Source organism: Thermococcus gorgonarius (assembly GCF_002214385.1).
GTDB lineage: Archaea > Methanobacteriota_B > Thermococci > Thermococcales > Thermococcaceae > Thermococcus > Thermococcus gorgonarius.
In genome coordinates this window covers 571,126-595,487 of sequence record NZ_CP014855.1, presented here as the reverse complement: position 1 = coordinate 595,487, position 24,362 = coordinate 571,126, and the positions used below count along the sequence as shown (strand labels likewise).

Annotated in this window: 31 protein-coding genes and 1 tRNA gene; 15 read left to right on the top strand and 17 right to left on the bottom strand. The window is 52.3% G+C overall.

Going from position 1 to position 24,362, the window contains the following annotated elements:
- Positions 1-185: 185 nt before the first annotated feature.
- Positions 186-272 (top strand) — tRNA-Ser (locus A3K92_RS03380).
- A gap of 128 nt (positions 273-400) precedes the next feature.
- Here A3K92_RS03380 and map read toward each other — a convergent pair.
- Positions 401-1,288: a type II methionyl aminopeptidase gene (gene map / locus A3K92_RS03375; RefSeq protein WP_088884921.1), complete on the bottom strand. Its 888-nt coding sequence runs from the start codon at positions 1,286-1,288 to the stop codon at positions 401-403.
- A 94-nt stretch (positions 1,289-1,382) separates the two neighbouring features.
- On the opposite strand from map, the gene A3K92_RS03370 reads away from it, so the two are divergent.
- On the top strand, positions 1,383-2,855 hold the full coding sequence (locus tag A3K92_RS03370) for a TrkH family potassium uptake protein (protein WP_088884920.1): 1,473 nt from the start codon (positions 1,383-1,385) through the stop codon (positions 2,853-2,855).
- A 184-nt stretch (positions 2,856-3,039) separates the two neighbouring features.
- On the opposite strand, the gene cyaB is transcribed toward A3K92_RS03370, so the two are convergent.
- From cyaB to A3K92_RS03330, 7 genes are all read right to left on the bottom strand, one after another.
- A complete protein-coding gene (gene cyaB / locus A3K92_RS03360) occupies positions 3,040-3,588 on the bottom strand; it encodes a class IV adenylate cyclase (protein WP_088884918.1) in 549 nt (182 codons plus the stop codon).
- Positions 3,585-4,145 (bottom strand): archaemetzincin family Zn-dependent metalloprotease, encoded by a 561-nt coding sequence (locus tag A3K92_RS03355; protein ID WP_088884917.1) that lies wholly within the window; start codon positions 4,143-4,145, stop codon positions 3,585-3,587. Before A3K92_RS03355 ends, cyaB begins: the two co-directional genes overlap by 4 nt.
- Positions 4,146-4,195: 50 nt before the next feature.
- Positions 4,196-5,233, bottom strand: a complete 1,038-nt coding sequence (locus A3K92_RS03350) for a lysyl aminopeptidase (protein WP_088884916.1) — start codon at positions 5,231-5,233, stop codon at positions 4,196-4,198.
- A 118-nt stretch (positions 5,234-5,351) separates the two neighbouring features.
- Positions 5,352-5,951, bottom strand: coding sequence for a 30S ribosomal protein S3ae (locus tag A3K92_RS03345; protein ID WP_088884915.1), 600 nt, complete (start codon positions 5,949-5,951; stop codon positions 5,352-5,354).
- Positions 5,952-5,966: 15 nt separating this feature from the next.
- Positions 5,967-6,227 carry a KEOPS complex subunit Pcc1 gene (locus A3K92_RS03340; protein ID WP_088884914.1) on the bottom strand — a complete coding sequence of 87 codons (261 nt, stop codon included), beginning with the start codon at positions 6,225-6,227 and terminating at the stop codon, positions 5,967-5,969.
- Positions 6,211-7,644 (bottom strand): DHHA1 domain-containing protein, encoded by a 1,434-nt coding sequence (locus A3K92_RS03335; protein ID WP_088884913.1) that lies wholly within the window; start codon positions 7,642-7,644, stop codon positions 6,211-6,213. The genes A3K92_RS03340 and A3K92_RS03335 overlap by 17 nt, the downstream gene beginning before the upstream one ends.
- Before the next feature lie 31 nt (positions 7,645-7,675).
- On the bottom strand, positions 7,676-8,131 hold the full coding sequence (locus tag A3K92_RS03330) for a 30S ribosomal protein S15 (protein WP_088884912.1): 456 nt from the start codon (positions 8,129-8,131) through the stop codon (positions 7,676-7,678).
- A 133-nt stretch (positions 8,132-8,264) separates the two neighbouring features.
- Between A3K92_RS03330 and dph2 the strand changes: the two genes are divergently transcribed.
- Positions 8,265-9,293, top strand: a complete 1,029-nt coding sequence (gene dph2 / locus A3K92_RS03325) for a diphthamide biosynthesis enzyme Dph2 (RefSeq protein WP_088884911.1) — start codon at positions 8,265-8,267, stop codon at positions 9,291-9,293.
- A gap of 29 nt (positions 9,294-9,322) precedes the next feature.
- Here the strand turns inward: dph2 and A3K92_RS03320 are convergent, their stop codons facing one another.
- Positions 9,323-10,123: an SPL family radical SAM protein gene (locus A3K92_RS03320; protein WP_088884910.1), complete on the bottom strand. Its 801-nt coding sequence runs from the start codon at positions 10,121-10,123 to the stop codon at positions 9,323-9,325.
- A 37-nt stretch (positions 10,124-10,160) separates the two neighbouring features.
- On the opposite strand from A3K92_RS03320, the gene A3K92_RS03315 reads away from it, so the two are divergent.
- Together A3K92_RS03315 and A3K92_RS03310 are read left to right on the top strand one after the other, a co-directional pair.
- On the top strand, positions 10,161-10,805 hold the full coding sequence (locus A3K92_RS03315; RefSeq protein ID WP_088884909.1) for a M48 family metallopeptidase: 645 nt from the start codon (positions 10,161-10,163) through the stop codon (positions 10,803-10,805).
- Positions 10,805-11,224, top strand: a complete 420-nt coding sequence (locus A3K92_RS03310) for an NfeD family protein (RefSeq protein ID WP_088884908.1) — start codon at positions 10,805-10,807, stop codon at positions 11,222-11,224. Before A3K92_RS03315 ends, A3K92_RS03310 begins: the two co-directional genes overlap by 1 nt.
- On the opposite strand, the gene A3K92_RS03305 is transcribed toward A3K92_RS03310, so the two are convergent.
- Positions 11,157-11,594, bottom strand: coding sequence for a hypothetical protein (locus tag A3K92_RS03305; RefSeq protein ID WP_088884907.1), 438 nt, complete (start codon positions 11,592-11,594; stop codon positions 11,157-11,159). The genes A3K92_RS03310 and A3K92_RS03305 overlap by 68 nt on opposite strands.
- 68 nt (positions 11,595-11,662) lie before the next feature.
- Between A3K92_RS03305 and A3K92_RS03300 the strand changes: the two genes are divergently transcribed.
- The 3 genes from A3K92_RS03300 to A3K92_RS03290 are packed head-to-tail and all read left to right on the top strand — an operon-like array spanning position 11,663 to position 12,655.
- Entirely contained in the window at positions 11,663-12,091 is a 429-nt protein-coding gene (locus A3K92_RS03300; RefSeq protein WP_088884906.1) for a CoA-binding protein, read from the top strand.
- Between the two features lie 41 nt (positions 12,092-12,132).
- Positions 12,133-12,321: an antitoxin family protein gene (locus tag A3K92_RS03295; RefSeq protein WP_088853093.1), complete on the top strand. Its 189-nt coding sequence runs from the start codon at positions 12,133-12,135 to the stop codon at positions 12,319-12,321.
- On the top strand, positions 12,296-12,655 hold the full coding sequence (locus A3K92_RS03290; RefSeq protein WP_088884905.1) for a type II toxin-antitoxin system PemK/MazF family toxin: 360 nt from the start codon (positions 12,296-12,298) through the stop codon (positions 12,653-12,655). The genes A3K92_RS03295 and A3K92_RS03290 overlap by 26 nt, the downstream gene beginning before the upstream one ends.
- On the opposite strand, the gene A3K92_RS03285 is transcribed toward A3K92_RS03290, so the two are convergent.
- The gene (locus A3K92_RS03285; RefSeq protein WP_088884904.1) at positions 12,652-13,752 is read right to left on the bottom strand and encodes a TRM11 family SAM-dependent methyltransferase; all 1,101 of its coding nucleotides are present in this window, start codon (positions 13,750-13,752) and stop codon (positions 12,652-12,654) included. The two genes, A3K92_RS03290 and A3K92_RS03285, sit on opposite strands and share 4 nt — an antisense overlap.
- Positions 13,753-13,841: 89 nt before the next feature.
- Here A3K92_RS03285 and A3K92_RS03280 point away from each other — a divergent pair, with 89 nt between their 5' ends.
- The 5 genes from A3K92_RS03280 to A3K92_RS03260 all read left to right on the top strand — a co-directional run bounded on the left by A3K92_RS03280 (position 13,842) and on the right by A3K92_RS03260 (position 17,219).
- Positions 13,842-15,140 (top strand): prenyltransferase, encoded by a 1,299-nt coding sequence (locus tag A3K92_RS03280; RefSeq protein WP_088884903.1) that lies wholly within the window; start codon positions 13,842-13,844, stop codon positions 15,138-15,140.
- Entirely contained in the window at positions 15,103-15,399 is a 297-nt protein-coding gene (locus tag A3K92_RS03275; RefSeq protein WP_088884902.1) for a hypothetical protein, read from the top strand. Before A3K92_RS03280 ends, A3K92_RS03275 begins: the two co-directional genes overlap by 38 nt.
- A 50-nt stretch (positions 15,400-15,449) precedes the next feature.
- Positions 15,450-15,872: a secondary thiamine-phosphate synthase enzyme YjbQ gene (locus tag A3K92_RS03270; protein WP_088884901.1), complete on the top strand. Its 423-nt coding sequence runs from the start codon at positions 15,450-15,452 to the stop codon at positions 15,870-15,872.
- Between the two features lie 3 nt (positions 15,873-15,875).
- The gene (locus A3K92_RS03265; RefSeq protein WP_088884900.1) at positions 15,876-16,715 is read left to right on the top strand and encodes a M55 family metallopeptidase; all 840 of its coding nucleotides are present in this window, start codon (positions 15,876-15,878) and stop codon (positions 16,713-16,715) included.
- A gap of 141 nt (positions 16,716-16,856) precedes the next feature.
- Positions 16,857-17,219 (top strand): immunoglobulin-like domain-containing protein, encoded by a 363-nt coding sequence (locus A3K92_RS03260; RefSeq protein WP_088884899.1) that lies wholly within the window; start codon positions 16,857-16,859, stop codon positions 17,217-17,219.
- Here A3K92_RS03260 and A3K92_RS03255 read toward each other — a convergent pair.
- The 6 genes from A3K92_RS03255 to A3K92_RS03235 form a co-directional block, all read right to left on the bottom strand.
- The gene (locus A3K92_RS03255; RefSeq protein WP_088884898.1) at positions 17,206-17,871 is read right to left on the bottom strand and encodes an ABC transporter ATP-binding protein; all 666 of its coding nucleotides are present in this window, start codon (positions 17,869-17,871) and stop codon (positions 17,206-17,208) included. The genes A3K92_RS03260 and A3K92_RS03255 overlap by 14 nt on opposite strands.
- The gene (locus A3K92_RS03250) at positions 17,868-18,332 is read right to left on the bottom strand and encodes a hypothetical protein (protein WP_088884897.1); all 465 of its coding nucleotides are present in this window, start codon (positions 18,330-18,332) and stop codon (positions 17,868-17,870) included. The genes A3K92_RS03255 and A3K92_RS03250 overlap by 4 nt, the downstream gene beginning before the upstream one ends.
- The gene (locus A3K92_RS03245; RefSeq protein ID WP_088884896.1) at positions 18,329-19,087 is read right to left on the bottom strand and encodes an ABC transporter permease; all 759 of its coding nucleotides are present in this window, start codon (positions 19,085-19,087) and stop codon (positions 18,329-18,331) included. The genes A3K92_RS03250 and A3K92_RS03245 overlap by 4 nt, the downstream gene beginning before the upstream one ends.
- Before the next feature lie 4 nt (positions 19,088-19,091).
- Entirely contained in the window at positions 19,092-19,331 is a 240-nt protein-coding gene (locus tag A3K92_RS09580) for a hypothetical protein (RefSeq protein WP_232460913.1), read from the bottom strand.
- 1 nt (position 19,332) lies between these two features.
- The gene (locus tag A3K92_RS03240; protein ID WP_232460912.1) at positions 19,333-20,094 is read right to left on the bottom strand and encodes a hypothetical protein; all 762 of its coding nucleotides are present in this window, start codon (positions 20,092-20,094) and stop codon (positions 19,333-19,335) included.
- A 153-nt stretch (positions 20,095-20,247) separates the two neighbouring features.
- Positions 20,248-22,164, bottom strand: coding sequence for a helicase C-terminal domain-containing protein (locus tag A3K92_RS03235; RefSeq protein WP_088884895.1), 1,917 nt, complete (start codon positions 22,162-22,164; stop codon positions 20,248-20,250).
- Positions 22,165-22,260: 96 nt separating this feature from the next.
- On the opposite strand from A3K92_RS03235, the gene A3K92_RS09450 reads away from it, so the two are divergent.
- Together A3K92_RS09450 and pyrG are read left to right on the top strand one after the other, a co-directional pair.
- Positions 22,261-22,638: a hypothetical protein gene (locus A3K92_RS09450; protein WP_198361954.1), complete on the top strand. Its 378-nt coding sequence runs from the start codon at positions 22,261-22,263 to the stop codon at positions 22,636-22,638.
- Positions 22,639-22,682: 44 nt separating this feature from the next.
- A complete protein-coding gene (gene pyrG, locus A3K92_RS03225; protein ID WP_088884894.1) occupies positions 22,683-24,281 on the top strand; it encodes a glutamine hydrolyzing CTP synthase in 1,599 nt (532 codons plus the stop codon).
- Positions 24,282-24,362 lie beyond the last annotated feature (81 nt).

Here is a 24,362-nt window from a genome sequence, read left to right as displayed (position 1 = left end):
TTAGTAAAAATAGGTTAATAAATTTTTCGCGGGCGGATTTACATGATCCTGTTCAAAAAATCAGGAATCTGTAATCGAAATTGTCTCCCACAAACTAACTATACCAGCACAATTTTAAGCAGAGCCTGGCCACAGACTCAGACTAAAAATTTATAAACTCAATCAAGCCCCTACCAATGGGAAGCGCCGGGGTAGCCTAGCCTGGGAAGGCGCGGGACTCGAGATCCCGTGGGCGTCCGCCCACCAGGGTTCAAATCCCTGCCCCGGCGCCATCGCCGAGCCCAAGGTCTGTTCCTTCCCCACTTCTCTTAAGTTGCATGCAATCAAACTAAATGCATTTTCACCCTCAACCAGAACAGAGGCATCAAACCAGATAATGGGAAGAAGACAAAACTCAGGCTCAAGTCGTCACGTAAGCACCGTCCTTCTCAACTATCACCGTGTGCTCGAACTGGGCAACCATACCGCCCCTTATTTCCCTGAGGATTGGATAGGCATAAATGGCACCGGCCTTTTCAAGCTGAGATAAAGCCAGCTTCAGCTGTCCCTCCGGCAGAAAGCCCTGAAGCCAGCGGTAGGCAAAGGGCAGCGTCTTGTACTCGTTCTTGATCTTCAGTAAAAGCCTCCGGGCGTGGACGTTCCTGACCGGTCTGTCGCGGAGGTACATAAATATCAGCGCCGGGGGAACCTCTATCACCTGCCCCGCTCCTGTTGTCGCAAAGGGCTCTATTGCTATTACATCCCCCTCCTTGAGTTCGTAGGTATCGTTCTGCCTGTAAACGTTTGGAATGCTTACTCCAGCATGGAGCTTGTAGCGCTCTATTTTATGGCCACTTAGGTTTACTATAGGATTGAAACCATTCCTCCGTATCGTCTCCTCGATGGCCTTTCCAATCTCCCTTATCTTTACCCCCGCTCTAACGGTGGCTATAGCGTTTTCAAGGGCTTCCCTTGCCGCTTCCATGAGTTCGTCTTCTTCCATACCAACCCTAACGGTCACCGCGGTATCGGCGATATATCCATCGATGTGAACCCCCAGGTCTATCTTGAGGTAGTCTCCCTCTTTCAACGTGGTTTCATCGCCCTTGTATGGAGTGTAATGGGCCGCCTGTGCGTTTATTGAGAGATTGCACGGAAAGGCTGGATTGCCCCCAAGCTCCACAATCCTCTTTTCAACAAACTCCGCTATGTCATAGAGCTTTGCCCCAGGTTTAACGAGATCCATAACCTCCTTTTTGACTTGCCTGGCTATTTCTCCCGCCTTGATCAGAGCTTCCCTCTCATCCATCCTTAACACCGAGCCTTTTTAGGATCCCCTAACCCTTAAACTTTTTTGTTCGAAAACCTTTTATTTTCCTCCACCTGCTCTATTCCGGTGTCGTATGTTAGAATTCAGGAGGTACATTAACTCAACCGAAGATCTCTTCGTCGTTCAGAATCTGATAGGCGCGATACTTGAGGGCGTTGGCATAGCTTACCTGTTTCCGGTCCTTCTCACATGGTTCTATCCATCGGAGGTGAAGTACGTCCCCTACTTCGCTGTTCCAGGTTTTATCAACATTATCCTGGGGGCATGGCTTTCCAGGCAACAGGAGAGGATAGAGGACGTAAACCTTAGACAGGCGATGATCTCGGCCGCGTTTATATGGCTCTTCGCATCACTGGTAAGCGTTGTTCCCTTCATTAAAATAGCCCACATGAGCTTTGTGGATTCATACTTTGAGAGCATGAGCGCGTGGACTGGGACTGGTTTGACGATGATGAGCAACTTGGAGAGCTACCCACACGTTTTGCTCTTTTGGAGGGCATGGATGCAATGGCTTGGCGGGATAGGAATAGTTCTCGTTGCCCTCTCCATTTTGATCCGCCCCGGAGTTGCCGCTGCCAGGCTTTATCGGGCAGAGGCCAGAAGCGAGAGAATTCTGCCCAACCTGGTCAACACAGCCAAGGTTATATTCCAGATATACTTGGTTCTCACCTTAATCGGCACCTATCTGTACTACGTAAACGGCATGGAGCTCTTCGATGCAATTACCCACGCAATGACCGGCCTGGGAACTGGTGGTATGAGCAGCCACGATGCGAGCATAGGGTACTTCCACAGCATGAGCATAGAGGCCATTACGATCTTCTTGATGATCATGGGTGCAGTCAATTTCACAGTTCACTACAAGGTGTTTAAAGAAAAGCGCATAGGCCCGTTTTTTGACGACGTCCAGGTCAGATACATGTTCCTCTTTCTCGTTCCAGCAATATCGCTCATAGCCTACGGTCTCGTTCAGTATGGTGATTCTATTGGCGATTCCCTTAGACAGGCTGTGTTCCATGCTGTTTCAGCAATTTCATGTACGGGTTTCAGTATCTCAGATCTCTCAAAGTACCCCGAACTGGGCAAGTTTTTACTCGGTCTGCTGATGGTCATTGGAGGAGGCGCAGGAAGCACAGCAGGCGGCATAAAGCTGATCCGTTTCACCCTGATGTACGAAAGCCTGAAGTGGACCATTCAGCAGTCGATACTTCCCAGGGGTGCTGTCATAAAAAGGAAGGTTCAAAACTACGTCTTCACAGCCGAGGATCTCCAGGAGGTCACAGGCTTTGTGATAACATACCTGGCCTTCCTTCTCTTCGGAACCATCTATATGATGGTTCGCCTTAAGGTATCTCTGGTGGACGCATTTTTTGAAGCCGCATCGGCTCAAGGCAACGTGGGCCTGAGCGTTGGGATAACTTCTCCGCTTTTGCCCAGCGACGTTAAAGTCCTCCTGATAACCCTGATGTGGGTGGGCAGATTGGAGATATTCTCAGTCCTCGTGTTCGTGGTCAGCCTAGTGGCCATGATGAGGGTGAGAAAGTGATCATTCCATTAGAATTTCTGCCAAGCTTATGCCCTCCGCGAAAGAGTTGCCAAAAAGTCCCGAGCTTGAAAAGCTCGGAGAGTGCTCCCTCAAACTGACCCGAGCTAACCGGATTTCAGTATAGGGTACTTCTAACCTATCGAGATCTAATTTTTCAGCTCCCCCTCTTAAACCGAAAAGATCGTCAAGAATCCCCATTCTTGGATCGCTCCATCAAGAGTTCAAGGTAAGACCTCCGTTCAAAATGTTTAACACCCAGCTCCTCCAGAATTGCCCTGAGGTGCTCTACAGCCTCCTCAATTTTCTCCTGATCCTCAACAAGGGTTTCGATCTCGATGAACTTTCCGATGTTTTCCACTTCGTCAAGAGCTATGACGACGCCCTTCTCAACGTAGTACTTTTCACGTACCTTGGTAATCGTGAGCACCTCAACAAAGCCCAGACGTTCCAGTATTTCAGCGTACTTGTCCGGATCGGTCAGCTCAACCTCTATCTCCTTCCTGGTCTTTGATTCCCTGTCAAGCTTCGGTCCCTTGTAGGTCATGAAGGCCTCAAAGTGCCCGTTAAAGCGCTTCACCCTTATCCTGAGTGCCTCGTCGGTTTTGGAGAAATCCCTACAGGGATGCTGGAAGTACGTGTCCTCGTGGTACTCCCTCCTCAGGAGCTTGTACTTTTCCCGGACCCTTTCAAAGATTTTCTCGTCGGCGTAGCCCTTCAGTTCCACCTCTATCACACCAACACCTCCAGGTTTTTGGACAGCTTCTCCGCACAGGTGGAGCAGTAGAGGGGACTTTTAAGGTCAGTATCTAGTATCGAGTTGGAAAAGTGCATAACGCACCTTGGATCTGGGCAGTGCCCCAGCCCAAAGACGTGGCCGAGCTCATGCATGGCTTCCTTAATGGCCCTCTCCTTTAAAAGCTCTTCATCCGGTTCCTCACCATAGAATTCAGGTCTTAACCTGTGGAGGGATATTATGGCCGCCTTAAGTGATGGATTAGCTAACCCAAAGATGAAGTTTAACCCCTCCTCGTAGAGGTCGAGCCCTGTAATGCCAAGAACTGCCTTTCCCCCAACTTTCTTCCTGAGACTTGCCAGGGTCGGCAGAAAAACCCGCCCGAGGTACTGCCCCCTTATTGGATTGAAGGCGCGGGAAAAGGGCTCCACAGGGATCTCCGGGAGTATCCTGGTGGAAAGGCCAAAGCGAGAGTAATAGACCCCCACGAAGTTGGACACTGTCTCCAGGATGGTATTCTTAACCTCACCGATAGGGACTATCAGTATCACCGGCATCAACTAAGATTGGAGAGAGAAGCCAATAAAGTTTTCGAGGGGAAGAAAAGTCAGGGAGTTAAATCCATCGGCCTGAGCTCCTCAAGGATGTGCTTGGCAAGCTTTATCGTGAGGTCAATGTCCCTCAAATCAGCTGTCTCGACCTGGCTGTGCATGTACCTTATCGGTATGCTGAGAACGGCCGTGGCAACCCCCTCTCTGTTGATCTGCATTATGTTGGCGTCCGTTCCGGTTGGCCTTGGAGAAGCCTCGACCTGAAGCGGTATCTCGTACTTCTTGGCAACTTCATCGGCAAAGGCTCTGAGCTTTGGATTGATGTTGGGCCCTACGTCCATAACCGGCCCGCCGCCGAGCTTTGGCACTATCTTACCCTTGTCGCCGACCTGCTTGGCGAAGGTTACGTCCATGGCAATGCCTATCTCGAGGTCGATTGCGTAGCTGGCAACCCTGGCTCCCCTGAGGCCAACCTCCTCCTGGACGCTGGCAACGAAGTAGATATCGGCTTCGTGGTTCTCGAGGGCCTTGGCAGTTTCAATCATGGCGTAGAGACAGACGCGGTCATCAAGATAGGGCGTGGCTATGCGGTTTTCGTTGAGCTGGACGAAGGCAGGGGCGAACTCTCCTACCGTGCCAACGCGGAAGCCAAGCTCTTCAGCTTCCTCCTTGCTGTCAACACCAATGTCAACGACGATGGTGTCCCAGTCGGCCGCTTTCTTCCTGTCCTCGGGCTTCTGGAGGTGCGGTGGTATGTGGCCGACAACACCAAAGCGCTCGCCCTTCTCGGTGAAGAAGCGAATTCTCTGGGCAACGAGGGTTCTTGGGTCAACGCCTCCAACCGGAACGACGTGGAGGTAGCCCTCCTTGTCTATGTGGTTCACCATAACGCCTATCTTGTCCATGTGGGCCGCTATCATAACCTTTGGCCCGCTTCCCTTCTTGTGAGCTATAACGTTTCCGAGCTTGTCCACCTTTATCTCGTCAACGTAGTCCTTCAGTTCTTCTATTACAACGTCCCTGATTCCCAGGAACTCGTATCCAGAAACGCCGGGGGCTTCAACGATTTTCTTAAGCAGTTCGAGGTTCACCATGGCTTTCGCCTCCGTTTAGATTTCCATCTAAATGTTGTGGCAGAAGTATTTAAGGGTTATGGAAGAGAACAAGCAGAGAGAAGCTTGGTGAGATAATAAAAAGCATTGGATGAGGCCATCAGGCCTCGGGCTCGGCGAGAACCTTGATCTTCCTGACCTCGGCGCGCTTAATCGGGTATATCTTCCTGGCTTCCTTGGCTATCTCGCTCGCTATCTGACCGTTGACAGACTGGAGGACAAAGTCCGCGAAGTTGAGCTCCTCGGCCTTCTTGTAGATAATGTCCTGGATTATCTTCCTTATGGCCCTCTCCTGGCTGGTCTGAATCCTTCTATAGGCGATGACCATGCCCATGACGCGGAGCTTGTAACCGTCCTTGGTTGTGACGTTGAAGATTCCATCAACGCGGGTAGTCCTCCTCCTGACGAGTGAACGAATGTAGCTCCTGGCCAACGTGTGGCCCTTGAACTTGGTGTAGGCGTTCTGGCCCTTGACGTCGTAGACCTGGAAGTAGAGCTTGACGTGCCCCTTGGTGAAGTCCCCGGTGAGGTCCTTGAGCGTGGTCTCAACGACCCTGCCTATAACCTTCTCCGGATCGTCCGCAGGGGTTAGGCCTATCTCCTTACTCCCGAAGAAGTCGGGAGCGTAAACCACGTACCACTCCTTAAGCTTCCACTTGTCCTTTGCAGCCGAGACCCTTCTCGGATTAGCTTTCGCCATCTTAACACCTCCACTTCACACCTTTTCAGTCATTTCCTCGGCGATTTTGACCGAAAACACAAGATCATCAAGCGCCTTGATGAGTGTATCAATCTCCCCCGAGTATTTAACCTTTGTCCTGACGGTTCCATCATCCCATCGGGTTTCCAAATTTAAACTTTTCTTTAGGCTTTCTGGTATGCCCTCGTTGTCCACCTGAACTGCCCTTGCGATTGCCTCAGCTTTTCTGGCATCACCGTAGTGCCAGACTATCTCGGCCTCAACCCTGATCTTCACCCTGCTCCCCCCTGAGCTGCCTTGCCAGTGCCTCATTGAAGAGCCTGATGAACTCATCGATTTTGCCCTTCGGGAAGCGAATCCCAGCGGCTATAGCATGACCTCCACCCTCTCCTCCAAGCTTCTCCGCGACTTCTCTCAAGGCTTCGCCAAGGTGGTAGCCCTTGGCGAGGGCTTTCTCAGTGGTTCTGGCAGAGCCCTTCACCAGGTTCTCGTCTTCATCGCTGTCGGCCAAGACAACTACTGGTTTTTCTGGATCTGCAAGACCGGCGTTTATGGCCATGTTGGCAGCTATCCCAACGAGTGTGTCCCTAATGTTCTTTCCTGCGTAGAAGACGTAGGCGTGATCACTTTCGTTGACCATGCTCCAGTTCTGGATTATGAACTTTCTTGCCTCAATCTGCTCTCTCTTGTAGTCTTCGAGCATTTTAACTGCCCTCTTGTAGGCATCCTCATCCCCAAGGCAGATAGCTACTCCCAAAGTCCCCTCGTTGAGTCTCCCAGTGGCGTTTAAGAGGGTAGAAAACTCCCTGGCCTCGTGCCTGGGGTCGCCTTCCGGATAGAGTGGGCTTATCACAACGTCTCCAATGAGCCTATCTATGGTCTCCTTTGGGGCGCCGTGCTTTATGAGGTAAAGAACCAGGGCATCGTGGAGCTTTCTCTTCTCCTCTTCTCTGAGCTGCCAATACCTCATTTCTGGGTCGAAGCCCTGGGAGCGGAGCCATTCTATGGCTTTTCTTTCGTCTCCAGTTATTTCCGGGATCTCGGGGTTAGTTGAGTAAGCAAGCATCTGGTAGAGGGGCCTGCTCTCCCTTCCGAACAACCTCAGCTCTTTCCTGACTTCCAGGATTCCGAGCTTCTTCCCGTCCTCCAAGATTTCAAGGTTCATGCCGTGGAACTGGCCGTCTATTTCCTGCATGTCACCAACTGCGCCAACTATCGCTATGTATGCCATATCCCTGTTGGCATCGTTCATCTCCCTGGCAACGAAGTAGGCAACACCTGAACCGCTCAGATCTCGAACGCTGTTGGCACCGAATGGAACGGGGTTGACGAGGAGGTGAGAGTCGTTTGAAAAGCTTTCCTTCTCGGGTGGATGATGATCGGCCACAACAACCGTTGCGTCGCCGAGGTATTTCTCTATTAGCTCCATCGAGCCGCTGCCAAGGTCACTGAAAACGTATATCTCCCTGTTCTCACCCGCGAGCTTTTTGAGAAGGTCTTCACTGACCTGCTTGACGATGCTCAGCTGGAAGGCCCCACCTTCCCTTGCCACGGCCTTGGCAAGAATGGCACCGGCAGTGATGCCGTCTGCGTCGCGATGGGAGATCAGCCTTATCGTGTGACCTAACTCGATATGCATCTTTATCAGTTCGGCCCCTTCCCTGGCCCGCTCTAAGAAGGCACCCTTATCCACGGGGCATCACCGGTAAGAAGAAGGAAAGGGATCAGCGGACCAGGAGCTTGGCCTGCTCCGGATCGTAGCGCCACTTCGGCGGCAGTTTTCCGGTTCTTCTGTAGTACTTGACGAGCCTTCTGATCTTGCTCTCGATGAGCTGAAGTCCCCTCATGGAGTGCTTGTCCTTCGGGTGCTGCTCCAGGTGCTTCCTCAGGTTCACTGCGCGCCTGATGAGGAACATCAGATCCTCCGGGATTTCCGGGGCAAGACCGTTCTCCTCAAGTATCTTGGTTATCTTCTTACCCGTGATGAGCTTGACGCTCGGGATTCCGTACTGATCCCTCAGGATCGTTCCGATCATGGCAGTGCTGTAGCCCTCTTTCCTGAGCTTTACAACGAGTCCTTCAACTTCCTCCGCGGTATACTCAACCCAGGCGGGTGGAGCGGTCCTTGGAGGCCTTTTTGATCCAGACTTACCCCTCTTTCTCGCGTGTATCCTTGCCATTTCCTTCACCTCCCGGTGACGGCCAGCTCCCGCCAGCCGCCCCTCCGCGTAGGGAATCGAGATGGGATTTAAAAAGGTTTGCCCGACCGGAGCCCATTTAAACCCCCCCACTGTTGAAGAACCTGGTGGTGAAATGCACGAGATACCCTTCGATGAGATAGTGGAAAGGCTCCGCGAGATTGGCTCAAAAAGGGTCCTTATACAAACGCCAGAGGGTCTTAAAAAAGAAGCCCAAGAACTTGCCGATTTTCTTGAAGCCAAAGGTATAGAGGTCATAATAAACGGGGACATCAACTATGGGGCGTGTGATCCCGCTGATTCAAAGGCCAAACTGCTTGGATGCGACGCGCTTATACACCTGGGACATAGCTACATGACGCTACACCTGGAGGTTCCAACGATCTTCGTCCCGGCTTTTGCAAAAGTTGATCCAATCCCCGCCCTCGAGAAAAACCTCGGTGAGATAAGAAAGCTGGGGAAGAGGATAGCCCTGGTTACCACCGCCCAGCACATACTCCATCTTGAGAGAATGTGCCGCTTTCTCGAGGAGAAGGGCTTTGAAGTCCTGATTGGCAGGGGAGATTCCAGGGTAAGCTGGCCGGGACAGGTTTTAGGCTGCAACTTCTCGGCCGCCAAGGTGGAAGCGGAAGGGGCTCTCTTTGTCGGGGCCGGTTACTTCCACCCGATAGGCGTGGCAATTGCCACGAAAAAACCCACTCTCGCTGTAAACCCCTATTCCGGCGATGCCATCTGGATAAACGAAGACGCGGAAAGGCTGGTCAGAAAAAGATGGGGCCAGATAGTCAAGGCCATGGACGCAGAGAAATTCGGGGTCGTCATAAGTACAAAAAAGGGACAGCTCAGACTGGCGGAGGCGAGGAAGATCATTAATCTTCTCAGAGAGCACGGAAAGTACGCCAGACTTATAGCCATGGACTACGTAAGCTATTCTGCCCTGGAAGGCTTCGATTTTGATGCTTACGTTGTAGTTGCCTGTCCGAGGGTTCCAGTAGATGACTACGAAAACTGGAGAAAGCCAGTGCTTACACCAAAGGAGGTCGAGATCCTCCTGGGTATTCGTGAGGAGTATGAATTCGATGAGATACTCGGTGCCGAGAGGAAGGAGGATGAGCCCTACGGGATCTCATTAAAGATGCTGTGACTGAGACAAAGACGTGGAAACAACTCCAACTACAGCTTAAGGAACTCCCACCCCCTCTGGTGAGTCTCTATCCCCTCCGCCTTTACCCCAAGGCCTTTTATCTCTTCCTTCAGCTTCCGCAGAAACTCCCCGAACTTCCCGCGGTCGGTCAGAGCCTCGGAGCTTTCCGGGTACCCCTCTTTGAGCAGGGCCTGAAACTCCCTTCCCGCCGCCCGAAGGTTCAGAACCTCGAAGAAGTAGTAGTCCGCAAAGTCTCTCGTGTCCTCGACTATCGCGAAGACGTCCGTTATTCCCGGGATTATCGGGCTAACAAAGACGTACGTCCTCAGCCCGGCTTCCTTCAGCTCCTTTAGTGCGCTCACCCTCGCCCCGTGAACAGGCGTCAGCGGTTCGAAGAGCCTCTTCTCTCTTCCCGTGAAGCCGTTTATCGTTAAACCCACCTCTATCGAGCGGAAGAGTTTAAAGAGCTCAATGTCCCTCGTAACAAGCGGCGACTTCGTCAGGATGGAGAGCTCGTTCCTCTTGTCCATATACTGGAGAATCCGCCTCGTCAGCTTTAGCTCCGCTTCTATCGGCTGGTACGGGTCACTAACCGTGGACATGACAACGCTCCCTTTAACGCGCTTTCTGGCCAGCTCGGGTGCGTTGGTCTTAACTTCCACCCAGGTGCCCCACTCGCCGTAGTCTCTCCATTTCGCCATGAACTTGGCGTAGCAGTATTTGCAGGCGAAGGTGCAGCCGACGTACTGATTCACTGTCCAATCGACGCCGGGAATCCTCGAGCGGGTGTAAATGCTTTTGGCCTTTTTCTCGATAACCCGAAGGTTCATAAGTTCAAGTTGTCAGATTCCCTTAAAAGGTGATGGGATGGACTTGGAAATCAGGAGAAGACCCGTCAGGTACGCGCGGATTGAGGTGAAGCCTGACGGCAGGGTAGTCGTTACCGCACCCGAAGGCTTTGACGTTGAGTCCTTTGTGGAGCGCCATAAGGGGTGGCTTGAGGCCAAGCTCGCCGAGATTAAAAACCTCCGCGAGAGAACCGGGTCGGGGTTTCCCATAGACGGGGAGCCATACAAGGTCATCCGCGGGAGAAAGACCAGGGTGCACGAGAAGTTCAGAACAGTCGTCTTCTCAGCCTATCCAGACGAGGCCATCGCCGAGCTTAAGTCATATCTCAGACCCAGGATACTGGCTTTAGTCAACGAATACTCCAGAGAGATGGGCGTTTCCCCAAAGAAGGTATTCATCAGGCACCAGCGAAGCAGGTGGGGAAGCTGCTCTCCCAGGGGGAACATTAACTTCAACGTCCGCCTCGTTTCCGTCCCGCCCGAGCTCAGGGAATACGTGGTGGTTCACGAGCTGGCCCACCTGAAGTACATGAACCACTCAAAGGAGTTCTGGAACCTCGTCGGGCGCTTTTATCCAGACTACAGGGAAGCCAGAAAAGAGCTCAAGAAGTGGTGGAGCATCATCGAGCTGAATCCATACTGGAGATGGCTTGGTGGTGGGTAATGAGGAACCTCATAACGCTCCTCGCGCTGGCGGCGGACGAAATCGCTGTGGGCCTCTTCATTCTTATTGTACTTCCGAGATTCGGGGTTGCGGTTCCCCTCTGGGCGGTGGCGGTCATCATAGGCATCCTTCTGGTCAAGGACTTTCTCATCGCTCCCTTCGTCCTGCGCGGCGGCCTCAGCGCCAGGCCCCGAACGGGCCCCGAGAGTCTGATCGGGAAAACCGCCGTGGTGGTTGAGGATTTAGCTCCAGAAGGCCTCGTGAAGATTAACGGTGAGCTTTGGAGCGCCGAGTGTATAAAAGGAACCGCAAAAAGGGGAGAGAAGGTAGTGGTGGTAGGGGTGAAGGGGACTAAGGTTCTCGTGGAACGCCGAGCATCGCCAGAATCCGGGCAACCTCCTCGGGATGGTTCGTCGTGAAAGAAACCGTCCACCCCTTTTTCTGCCTCAGCATTACGCAGCCCTTGGCTGGGAGACTGAAGTGGACTGCTCCAGAACAGCTCATCCAGCCCTCCGCGACGGAGAAGCTCGCGATGTTCTCTATCCTGACTGTCTTTCTGGTGATGAGCCCGATTGGCCCCCGTATCCTCACCTCGCGCTCGTCTATCTCGATCCTCAGCTCCATAGCATCTACCAACACGAGCACGACGAGAAGCGCTGTGATGAGCATGAACTCAAAGCCCTCACCGGCCATGTAGGTCGCATAGAGGCCGAAGAGCATCGGCAGCGCTGCTAAGATCAGAAAAATCCTGAAGCCCCTGCTCGAAACCTTCTCCTCGTAGAGGGCCATTGCACCACCGGAAATTCTTGGAGGGTTATTCCTTTAAACCTTGAGGTGGAAAGCAGGCTGGTGGTAAGATGGTAAGGATAATGCCCGTTGACAGGCTTAGCGATGAGGAAATCAAGGAAATACTCACGAAGTACAGGAAGATAGCCCTCGTGGGAGCTTCTCCAAAACCGGAGCGCGACGCCAACAGGGTGATGCGGTATCTCCTAGAGAAGGGCTACGAGGTCTACCCTGTAAACCCCCGCTATGAAGAAGTCCTCGGAAGGAAGTGTTACCCAAGCGTCCTCGATATCCCGGATGAAGTTGAGATAGTCGACCTCTTCGTCCGCCCGGAGTTCACGATGGATTACGTGGAGCAGGCGATAGAGAAGGGCGCCAAGGTCGTGTGGTTCCAGTTCAACACCTATAACCGGGATGCCTTTAAGAAAGCCAAAGAGGCCGGACTCACAGCTGTGGCACACAGGTGCATAAAGCAGGAACACGAGAGGCTCATTGGGTAACAGCTCCAAACGTTTAAAAGCGGATCCTCTAATTTTTAATCATGCCTGAGGAGATAGTTGCCATCTACCGCGGTGATGTGATAATTCCACTCAAAAAACTGAACATACCCCCTGGTTCACGGATTAAGCTGCTGATCGAGAAGGTTGAAGTTAGGGACGCGATGAAAGAGCTTGGATACCTCAAGCTCCTGCAGGAGGGGGAGGATGCCGAGGAGCTCTTCGAATTTTAGGCAGGGTGAGATACTCCTCTTGGGGCTTCCCTTCACAGACTACCTGGGAGAGAAGCTCCGTCCAGTACTGGTTGTCAGCTCCGATGAGCTAAACAAGGTAAGCGACGATTTGATAGTGCTCAAAATAACCGGAAGCCCACACTTTGAGGAATTTCAGGTTGAACTTGAGCAGAAAGACCTCCTTCGGGGTAAGCTCAAGAATAAGAGCTTCATAGACTGTTCTTCTGTTTTTACGGTCAAAAAATCGCTCATTATCAAGAGCATTGGGGAGATTGGCCCCGAGAAGATGGATGAAGTTAAGGAGATCCTGAAACGGACGTTCGGCGTTGGTTAACCCCTGTACCTCAGCACGTGGATGTCCCTGATTAAGCGGTGCCTCTCCTCGTAGTCCGTGTATCTCCCCAGAACCTCGAAGCCGAGCTTTCCGAGCCACTTCCTCTCTTTTCTGTATATCCCACCGTCGCTCAGCTTGTAAGCCGGGAAGACGAAGACGACCTTTCCATTTCTCTTGAGAACATCGGCAAAGCTCTCGAAGACCGAATAGTAGAACCGGTCGAGCTCGTTGGCGAGTTTAATTGCCTCCCCCCTGCTCGGGTTTCTCCGGAGGGGCTTCCCAAGATAGGGTTCCGTCACTATGGCGTTGAACCTCTGTCTAAAACAGCGTTTTAACTTCCTCGCGTCGCAGACCTCTAAATGGGCCGAGTTTTTAAGCCTGAACTCCTTCCTGAGCCAGGTGAGGTTCTTCTTTGCCGCCCGTATCTGCTCCGGATCGCGGTCGCTCCCATAGGCGTTCAAACCTTGAAGGACGAACTCCTGAACCACCGTCCCAATTCCGCAGAAAGGATCCAGGAAGCTGCCTTTTCTTACTTCCGTCAGGTTCACCATTATCCTCGCAAGCCTTGGCGGGATCGAGAGGATTGGCTTCTGAACCGGCCTCTCGACGTCGAGCTTCTTCAGCTCGAATGGGTCGGTCACTTTAACGGTCTCGCCGACGAGAAAGCTTCCGTCATCCCTAAAGAGGAAGACGAAGTCCTTAACTTCTGGAAAGCCCTTCAGGATGAGCTCCGCAGGCATCGAATAAACCTTGGCGGGCTTGAAGAACTTAGCCGGCCCTTCTTCCTTGAAGTGCCTCTTTATCTCGCTTCCCAGCTTCCTCCAGAGCTTCCAGTCGCTCCTTCCGTAGAGGCTGACCGTGAAGATTTTGGAGTATTCAAGGTCTTTGATAGCCTCTTCGCCTTCGCCAACTATTCTCACGAGCTTGAGGGAGCCGCCGAGCCAGTAGAATTGCCTTTCAACGTCCGGTGATGAATCGAATAACAACCAGTGACGACTGGACTCGATTGGTCGAACTTTAAGGCCGAATCTCCTGCTGAATGAATAAAATTCGGCCTCACTAAGGTCTGGATTTTTGCCAAAGATTACTGCGTACATAGAAAAAGCTTTACTCGCCCTTTTAAAAGCATTTGGGACGATAATATTAAGAACCCTAATTCCGAAATAAAATTCCGGGGGTATCGCTAATGGTAATAGATGAAATCATTGAAACTGTTGAAACTATCCCCGACCCCTACCTGAGGGCAACCACCTACGCGAAAATCGCCGAGAGGCTGGCTAAAATCAACGACAAGAGGTTCAAGTTCGTTTTTATCAAGGCTATTGAGACGTCAAAGAATATAGAAGACCCTGTAAAGGTCATGAAAGCTCTTCTCTCCATCGGATACTCAATGGCAAAATCCGGCCTGAAGACGTCGAAGAAAGTTTATCAGCGCGTTGTTGAGGACTCAAAAAGTTTGCCCGCTCCGATTAGGGATGAGCTAATGGCCCTGGCGGCCAGGTACATGCTCGGCCTGGGGGAGATAAACGAGGCCATTTATTATGCCAGCGAGATAAAGTCTGAGGGGTTGAGGGATGCAGTCCTGCTCCAGATAATCCGCAGAAATACAGCCCTAATAGGGTCAGAAAAAGTAAAAGTCGCCTACAGAATCAGAAAGAGCAAAATGGCACTTGAGATGATACACTCCGAGCCCTTCCGTTCAAAGGCTTTAATAGAGATAATGAAGTCCTACTTCCTTATGGGGAGCTACGAAAATGGGATAAACGTCATAAAAGAGATCGGACTCAGGGAGTGGGCAAAGTACGCCTTTAAGGAGGCCCTCTTCTTCCTGAAAGAGTATGGGGTTTTGGAGAGGTACGTGATTCCTCTAAAGGAGCTATCAAAGGAGCTCGTTGAAAAGTTTGGAGAAGATTTCAAAATTGAGCTGGCCATAGCGTTTGCCCTTACCGGGGAGCCCTTTGAAGCCGCAGATCTCATAAGAAAGCTTGATGGAAAAGAGCTTTTGGTTGAAGCTTCACTCAGGCTTCTTGATGTTTCTCCAAAGCACCTGGCGGACTTTATTCGTACCCTAAACGACAGGGAAGCTGCCGTAGTCGGGAAGGCAGTTATGAACAGGTTCCTGGAGAAGCCAGAGGATGGCGACTGGGAGGTAGTAAGGGCCATCTGGGAGCGTACTGGAAACGAGGAAGTAATGGTGAAGATGGTGAGGTATTCTCTTCTTCGCGGTGACGTTGAAGGGGCCATGAGGGTTGCCGAGAGGATACGGAGCGAACGCCTCCGTTCAATAGCCCTGGCGGACATAGCACACAGTCTCTTGAAGCTTGGGAATGTCTCAAGGGCAATAGACGTTGCCCTAGAGGTCAGGGATAGGAGGTTCTCCTCGATTCTCATGGCTGAGATCCTCCTCAGTGCGGCGGACACCGAGATAGAGAAAAAGGTGATCGCGAATGGAACGGCTAAGGGGCTTAATGGGAAGAAGGCATGAGGATGATCCTCTGGATTACGTGAGGGATCTTACAAAGGCACTACTCGAGGGAAAGCTTATCGGAGAGGAAGTCCTCTTCAGAGACGCCGTTGGGGAGATATATTCCACCCTCAGAAAGGAGGTTCTCTCAAAGACCTCAGACCAAGACTACGAGAGATTACTCAGGGCTTATGAGCTGGCCGTTATTCTGAGGTACTTGGTTCAGGACGGCGTTAAGACCTCAAGGGAGATCCTCGAGGAACTGCTCAAAACACTCTGAGGCCGAAAGGGTTTAATCCCCTTTTCTTCTATTCAGTTAGGGTGACAGGGTTGATTTTCACGATAGAGGTTCCCACAAAGGAGAGGTTCCAGATAATCGACATAACGGACGAGGTTCAGCGGAAAGTCTGGGAAGGAAAAATGAAGCACGGCATAGCACTGGTGTTCACGAAGCACACTACCACCGGGTTGATGATAAACGAACCCGAGAGAGGCCTTCTCCAGGACTTCAAGTCAAAGATGAAAGAGCTGATACCGAAGGGAAAGGGCTACCTCCACGACAGAATAGACAACAACGCCCACAGCCATCTCAGAGCCTCTCTCCTTTTGAACTCCGAGCTGGTCATACCCGTAGATGAGGGAGAGCTTTTGCTTGGAACATGGCAGAGAATCCTTTTTGTGGAACTGGACGGACCAAGGCATAGAAAAGTCCTGGTCATGCTCTGTCCCTGCCAGGAACTCCCGGAGGAGTGAGGGATGAGGGCCTTTGTGTCCATAGACCTTGAGGGTTTGCCGTACATAGTTTCTCCACTCCACCTGCGGCCGGGCACTCCACTCTACAACGAAGCCAGAAGAATCGCCACGGAGATCGTGAAGATCGCGGCAAACGCTCTCTATGACAACGGCTTCGATGAAGTCGTGGTTGCCGACGGCCACGGGCCCATGATAACCGTTATCCCCGAGGAAATGCCCGAGTACGTCGAGCTGGTCAGAGGATCCCCAAGACCCCTTGGAATGGTTGAAGGTGCCGAAGGTAGTGACGCGGCCATCTTCTTGGGCTATCACGCCAGAGCAGGAACCCAAAGGACCTCCTTTGATCATACGTACAGCAGCTCTACCGTCGACTGGATAAAGGTAAACGGCGTAGAAGTAAGCGAGTTCCTGCTGAATTCCTACCTTCTGGGCGAGAAGGGTATTCCGGTAATCCTGGTGGCTGGGGACAGAGCTCTCATTGAAACCGACGTGAAAACTTATGCCCCCTGGGCTGTGGGGGTTCCACTCAAGGATTCGATCACGCGGTACTCCTCGAGGAGTCCCAGCATGGTCAAGGTTAAAGCCCTTCTAACCGCCGGAATAACCGAAGCCGTGTTAAAGTTCGAGGAAGGCGAGACAAAACCCTTAACAACAGAAAAGCCGATGGAAGTTGAGATCAGATTCCTGGGAAGCCACATGGCAGATGCAGCAGAGCTATTGCCTTTCGTTGAAAGACTGGACGGAAAAAGGATAAAGTTTAGTTCAGAAACAGTTGAAGAAGCGTATAAAACCATCCGTCTTCTCCTGCTGGCCGCATACGGGGTTTATTCGCTCATGAAGTGAAAAAACTTTTCAAGGCATAACCCAAAATTCCAAACGCCCCCGGGAAACCGCGGCGGGTGAGCGTCCGGCGAGCCGTGATCCCGCTTCGCTCCCCGGGGGCACAGCGAAACATTTATGGTAACTTACAAGAAAGGGCTGTAGATGAAGATTGTAAAGGTACCCGATGAAGATAAATTTGGCGTGATTCCCTATGGATCCCCTCCTCAAGTTGAGCTTGAAATAGAGGTCATTCCCAGGAAGGGTGGGATAGTTCTCCGAATAAGCAACCCCAACTTAGCCAAAGTCGAGATAACGAACGAAGTTGAACTCTATGAGTATGTGGGCTTCTGGCAAAAGCTTAACTTGGGCCTCGTCTTTCTGGAAAAAAGGATCGTTCTCATACCGGGTGAAACCGTTGAGCAGAGGATCCCGGTTGAACTCACTCCGGGGGAGTACAGGGTAGTCAAGTTTGCCTACGTCAAAGGTGCAAGGGTAAGGGTTGAGAAGGAATTCACGGTTCGCTGAGGGAGTAAATGGCCTTTAGCCTCCCGGCCATCTCATCCCGCCCGCCCTGGGCAACGAGCTTTCCGTTGCTGATGAGGTAAATCCTGTCCACGACAGGAAGCAGGGGTTCCCATATATGGCTGATCAGAAGGAAGCTCGAGCCATCCCTAAACTCATCTATCACCTCCACTACTTTTCCCATGGAGTCAAAGTCGAGGTTCGCCAGCGGTTCGTCCAGCATTATGAGCTCTGGATCCCCCAGAAAAGCCTGGGCGAGACTGAGCTTCTTCCTCATTCCGGAAGAATACTCCCTAACCCTTCTGTCAAGAAAATCAAGCTCCAAAAGGTCGGCTACATCCTTCACACTCCCTCCCCTGTACTCGGCAAACAGTGAGAGCCATTCCCTGCCGCTCATCAGGGGTGGAAACGCCGCAGGATCAAAGGAAACGCCCACTTTCCTCTTGAAATCTGCATCGACCCAGGGATCTTTTCCAAGAACTCTGATTTTACCCCCCGTCGGCCTGTAAACTCCCGCGGCTATTTTGAAAAACGTGCTCTTACCCCCACCGTTCGGCCCAACCACAAGGTTAACGCCCTTTGGCATATCCACCGTCAGACCATCCAAGGCCTTTATACTACCAAAATACTTCCTGAGCTCAACGGCCTTTATCACCCATACCACCTCCACAGCAGGAGCGAGAGTAACACCGAGGAGAGAATCCCGATCAGGGAATACCTCTTTTGGGTTTTGAGGGGAGCGTGGAAGTCTGTGACCACGAGACTGCAGGTGGCAGAACCGTTCCCACGGAAGTCGATGGAATAGGTGCCTTCATAGGGGACGGGAAAGCTGGCCTTCAAACTCCCGTAGATTGGAGCCTTAAAAACGACCTTTCCCGTAAAGACGTTGTAGACGTAGAGCTCCCCAGTACCGTCGCCGCACGTGAGGTTGACCCTGGACCATGCGGGGATGTGGAGGGAGAGACTGTTGTGGACTGTGTAGTTACTTCCCTCGGCTCTGCTCACCCGAACGGGAGGAGTTGTTATTGAGGCGCCCGACTTCAAAGGATAAACTGCCGCGAGTGCCAGGGCTGAGAGGATGAGGGAGAGGAGTATCCCAGCCAGGAAGCGCTTCAAACCACATCCCTCCTCTCGGTCAGTATCAGGGAAAGCAGCATGAGGATCCCGGGGACTATCAGTCCCTGAAGTATGTACCCGGGGCTGAAGACCGCGTTCAGATGTTTGGGGATGGCGCTTACAAAGCTGAAGGGCGGGAGACCTATACCGAGGAGGCTGGGAAGGAGGAGCAGTATGAAGGCCACCATTATTGCCTGAGACGAGTTCGGGAGGACGAGGGAGACGAGCGCGGAGAGGGCAGACGAGTAAAGTGCGAAGTACAGGGCGAACACAAGGAGGTTCCTGAAGTCCGCCCAGCCGAGGAGTTCCGAGAACAGGTCGGGGACGCTTGCAAAGGCGGTCGCGAGGAAGAGGAAAACGGGGAGGTAGAGCAGGAGAAGCGAGTATATGAGCAGTACCGCGAACTTGATCCCGAAGACCTTTCCCTTCGAAAGCGGAAGGGTGAATATTGCCTGTGCGTAGCCGCCCTCCCTGTCGGCACGGAAGACCATCACGCCCATGATGACTATCAGGATCAAGAGGAGGATCCAGAAATGGTTTATCCCGAAGACTGACAGTATAACCTGGCCGGTGGGGCTATGGGAAACCGACCACTCGGAGATCTCCACCCCAAGCGAGCCGCCGCTTGAATAGGAGAACGCCCGGGCATAGCTCAGAAGATCGGAAACCAAAACCATGAGCAGGACGGGGATCCCGATCACAAGCATCGAAACCCTCAGGTGCTCGGAGAGCTCCCATTTGAGCAGTCCTCTCAAGCTATCACCTCCTCACGTAGGCAACAAGCGGAAGAACCAGCGAGGCCAGAAAGACGTAGACTAGCGGCGTTTTAGGAGCCTCACCCTTAACGTACACCCCATCCACCTCGATGTTGGTATCGTAGAGGCTCAGCCCCGAGGGGCGAATCACCCTGAGCTTTCCGCTAATGAGCTCATCCCTGTGGGCCAGGTTGTAGCGCTCCGCCTCAACGTCCTGAACCGAGAGCGAGGCTATGTCTATCACTTTAATATCCGGGGGGGGCGTCCATGATGACCCCTGTAATGTCGAGGGCCGGCTTGTAGTAGTAGACGCCCATGAAGTGGGTCTCGTAGAAGGGCAAGACGACGTGAGTCCAGTTGGTCACCAAGTTGCCGTTGGGGCGCTGGAATGTTTTCCAATATGTTATCAGGTCGTAATCAACGTTGTTGTTCCTGACGACCCTCACAGGAGTTCCGTTGACGTAGGTGAAAACGTCGCCCGGCTTAAGCTCGTAGAGGCCCCAGAGGGCCGTGTGCCCGAGGGGTCTCCCATCGCTTCCGTAGACCGTGCCGTCCTCAAGGTTCACCAGGTAAGTGCCGCTGAAGGTCAGGGGGTGGTACACAATGATCGTGGTCACGTTAATAAGCTTCCCTCCCTCGTTCCCGTAAACCGTCCCATTTAACTCCTCCCCATCCCCCCAGAACCCGCAGGAACCTTCGGATCCGGACAGGAAGGTTATCCTAAGGCCTGGGCGAACGGAGGACTCGTTTTTAAGGGCCGGTACAAGAACCAGCTCAACCCTAACCCTCGCGCGGTTTTCGTACACCTCAAGCACAGAGAAGTTGACCGTGACCTCGGAGACACCGGATATCAAAAAGTAGGTGCCGTTGCAGTGATAGACAGCTAGATTCCTCCCGGCGGGATCCAAGGCGTGGTAAGACAGGTAGGCACCGGGCTTGAACCAGGGAGGAGCGGCGGAAGCCAGGGGAAGTGCAAAAAGGAAGAGCAGGAGAAGGGCTTTCCTCACAGAACCACCTCCAAGAACACAAGGGCCAGCAACACCACGGCCGCTTTTCTCATCGTTCTCCCCCATTTGGTTGTGGGGGTATTTAGAGTTCGACATTCTACCTTAAATATTTTTCGTCATAGCACAAAAAACTTCACATACAGAAGTCAAGATTTACTGACCCTTGTTGTTAGCCCAGAACTTTTTGAGATAGAACTTCATCTTAGCTAGATCAACGGGCTTCATGCCCTCTCCGAGCCAGTCGGGCAGGTCTTTTCTCACGCTTCTCCAGAGGGCACGGTAGTCCAGGATGATTATCGAGCCCTTCTCCTCGGCGGAACGATGAACCCTCCCAGCAGCTTGAACGAGCTTTCTGTGGGCGGGCAAATAATAACCGTAGTACCTGCCCTTGCCCGGGAACTTTGCTTCGAAGTACCTCACCTGGGCCTCGATTCTGGGCGTTGGCCTCGCATACGGAAGACCGACCAGAACGACGCCGTTCATCTCGTCCCCGCTGTAGTCCTGCCCCTCGCTGTTCCGCCCGCCCATAACTCCAAGCAGAACGGCTCCGTTGGTTTTGGAATGTGCTTTGAACTGGGCTATCATGAGGTCGTTCTCCTTGGAGGATGCACCCTGCTTCTCAATGAAGACGGCCTTTCCAGTTTCCTCCAGCTTCACCTGGAGATTAGCCGAGAGAAGTCCCTGGAGGACTTCGTAGGAGGCTGTGAAGACACCAACGTTCTTCGGTATTATCCTGACAGCTTCGACGATGTAGTCCACCATCTTCCTGTAAGTTTTAAGGGATCTTTCCTCTCCCCTCGTGGAGACATCCCTTGCAACGAGAACCAGTGCGTTCTCTCGCTTTACCATCCTCGGGAACTTCTTCAGCATTGAGTTCTCAATTCCCATAACGTCCCTAAAGGCCTCCAGGGGAGTTAATGTTCCAGACATGAAGATTGCGCTCTGAACCTCTCTTACAAAGGTCAGGGCCTTCGATGGATCAAGGGCAACCAGTTCAAGGCTCAGGCCCTTTTCTCTGGTCATCAAAAACAGATAGTCATCCCTACCGATCAGAGAGAACCAGAGAAGAAGAAATTCACCGACCCTGCCGATGTAACTTCTAGGCGGCTGGTTTTTCTCGATCCTGTATTCCCTTATGGAGTCCCCCACAGCTACCATCTCGTTAAGGGTCTTTATCAGATAGCGTGCGTCAATCCCGAGGACGTTCATAAGATGGGCAAAGATGCTCTCCGGAGGTATAGGAACCTCCGAGACTTCCCTGTCCGAGAATTTCTCCGAGTAAAGCAACTCAAGTCCTTTCCCGAAGATGCTGAGGAAATTCGCTATTTCGTTCTCTCGGTACTCATCCGCCTCCTTTATAGCCCTGTTTACCGTGTGAATGCTCAGTCTGTCGCTTAAAGCCGAGATGGCCTGATCGGGAAGGTTGTGGGCCTCGTCAAAGATCACGATAAGATCCGAGTATGTAAGGCCCAGGCCTTCTAAAAACGCCTCCCTAATCCCTGGTGAGATCATGTAGAGGTAGCTGGCCACGATAACGTCGGCTTTCTCCGCTACCTTCCGGGTAAGGTCATAGGGACACAACTCAAGGGTTTCTGCATAATCGAGTATCTCCGCCGGGTGGGCCGGTTCACTCAGAAAGAACTTCGCGACCTCCTCAAACTCCTCTCTTTTCTTTTTCTCGTTCTCGTAGAACTGACACTTTCCGCTTTTCTTCAGATTCTTACAGACGACCATGGCAGTGTACGCGTCGGTGGTGTATTCTCTAAGGTAGTTGTGAAGGCAGAGCTCTTTTCTGCTCCTGAGCTCGACTCCGGAAACGGAAGTCTTTTTGTTGATCTCCTTAAGCTCTTCTATGACCCGATCCATCTGCCTGTGAGTTCTTGCAAGATAGAGGACCTTGTAGCCCATCTCCTTTGCATAGGGCAGAACACCGGCCAGAACGCTGATTGTCTTTCCAAAGCCGGTGGGGGCTTCGATTATTAGATTACGACCGCTTCTAACCGCTTCGTTAACGAGCTCTATGAACTCCTTCTGATGAGGTCTAAGGATCTTGTAGGGGAAGTACTCCATCACGTCAGCTCCCGCCCCGATTTGGGAGGGGAACTTTTAACGTTTCCCGTCCAAAACTTTTTAACCACCACGGTAATTCGGGATACGGCGGGAGCCATGGAAATAGAGAAGCTCATGGAAAGCATAAGTTGGGGTAAAGTTGTCGAGTACTCGGTCGAGGCTATTCTCATCGGCTGGTTTACGTATCTCTTTGCGTATCAGAACTATCTTCTCTACAGATGGCATAGGGGCCTGGAACTTCCCTCGAAGCTCCCGTTTATTTTCATGGGGATTTTAGCGGGCCTGCTCTTCTTTGTATACGAAATCAATCAGCTTTTAAAGACCATGAGCAAAAAACCGCCCACCCCGGTTGCTCCTTCTGAGACTACTGTGAGCGAAGAGGAGATAGGACCTATCAATGAGTCCGAATCTGCCTTTCCTCTGGGCTCTGACGGGGAAGAAGGACAGCAAAGCCTCCAGGACAAAGCTTTTTAAACACCTCTCCATCAACCCACGACATAACTGGTGGAGGTTTTGCCATGACAAAGTTCATATTCGTCACGGGTGGTGTCGTCAGTGGTCTCGGTAAAGGCATAACCAGCGCTTCTCTCGGCATGCTCATGAAGGCAAGGGGCTTTAGGACAACGAACATCAAGATAGACCCCTACATCAACTACGACGCCGGAACGATGAACCCCTACCAGCACGGCGAGGTTTTTGTCCTTGACGACGGCGGCGAGGTTGACCTTGATCTAGGCAACTATGAGCGCTTTCTGGACACCAGTTTAAGCTTCGACCACAACATAACAACCGGGAAGGTTTACTCTGCCGTAATCGAGAAGGAGAGGAAGGGCGAGTACCTGGGAGCGACGGTCCAGGTTATTCCCCACATCACAAACGAGATTAAAGAGCGCATCAGGAGAATAGCGAGGGACTACGACGTTGTCATTGTCGAGATAGGTGGAACCGTTGGTGACATCGAGGGGATGCCCTTCCTCGAGGCGGCTAGGCAAATGCAGCTCGAAGAAGGCAGGGAAAACGTCGCCTTCGTCCACGTCACCTACGTGCCAAAACTTAGGGTCGTCGGCGAGCAGAAGACCAAGCCAACGCAGCACAGCGTGAAAGAGCTTAGAAGCCTTGGAATTCAGCCTGATGCCATAGTGGCCCGCTCGGAAGAACCCCTTGAAGAATCGGCCAGAAGGAAGATAAGCCTCTTCACAAACGTCCCGGAGGAAGCCGTGATCAGTGCCTACGACGTTGAGGACACCTACGAAGTTCCGCTGATGCTTGAGAGGGAAGGGCTTGGGAGATACCTCACCAAGAGGCTCGGCCTTCCGGAGAGAGAGCCCGAACTTGAGGCCTGGCGCGAAATGGTTGAAAAGTACAAGTCACTGGAAAGGGAAGTGGAGATAGCGATAGTCGGAAAGTACGTCAAGCTGGCCGATTCTTACCTCAGCATTAAAGAGGCCCTGAAGCATTCCAGCGTTGCCAACGACGTGAAGGTCAAAATACGGTGGATTGAGGCGGAAGACGTTGAGAGAAAAGGCGTGGGCCTTCTGGAGGGCGTTGATGGAATAATAGTCCCCGGTGGATTTGGAGCAAGGGGAACCGAGGGTAAAATGATGGCCATACGCTACGCCAGAGAAAACGAGGTTCCCTTCCTCGGAATCTGCTTCGGCTTCCAGCTAACAGTTGTCGAATTCGCGAGAAACGTTCTCGGCCTTAAGGGGGCACACTCAACAGAGATAGACCCGCAGACGCCTTACCCGGTAGTGGACTTAATGCCCGAACAGCGCGACCTCGACAGGCTCGGCGGAACCATGAGGCTCGGGGCTTATCCAGTTTACATAAAACCGGACACGCTGGCCAGGAAGCTTTACGGCCGGGAGATAGTCTACGAGAGGCACAGACACCGCTGGGAGGTTAACCCCGACTACGTCGAAAAGTTTGAGGAAGCTGGTCTAGTCTTCAGCGGCATCGCTGGGGACGACGAGAGGAGGATGGAAATCCTTGAATTGCCCGACCACAGCTACTTCATAGCGACCCAGTTCCACCCTGAATTCAAATCGAGGCCAATGAATCCCGCACCGGTCTTTAAGGGGCTTGTCAAAGCTGCGAAAGAAAGAAGATACGGGTAAAGCGCTTTCCTTTTAACCGTTTTTAAACTGCTCAGATATCCCACGAACTTTTCTTCCGAGTGGAACCTTTAAAGCCTCTTA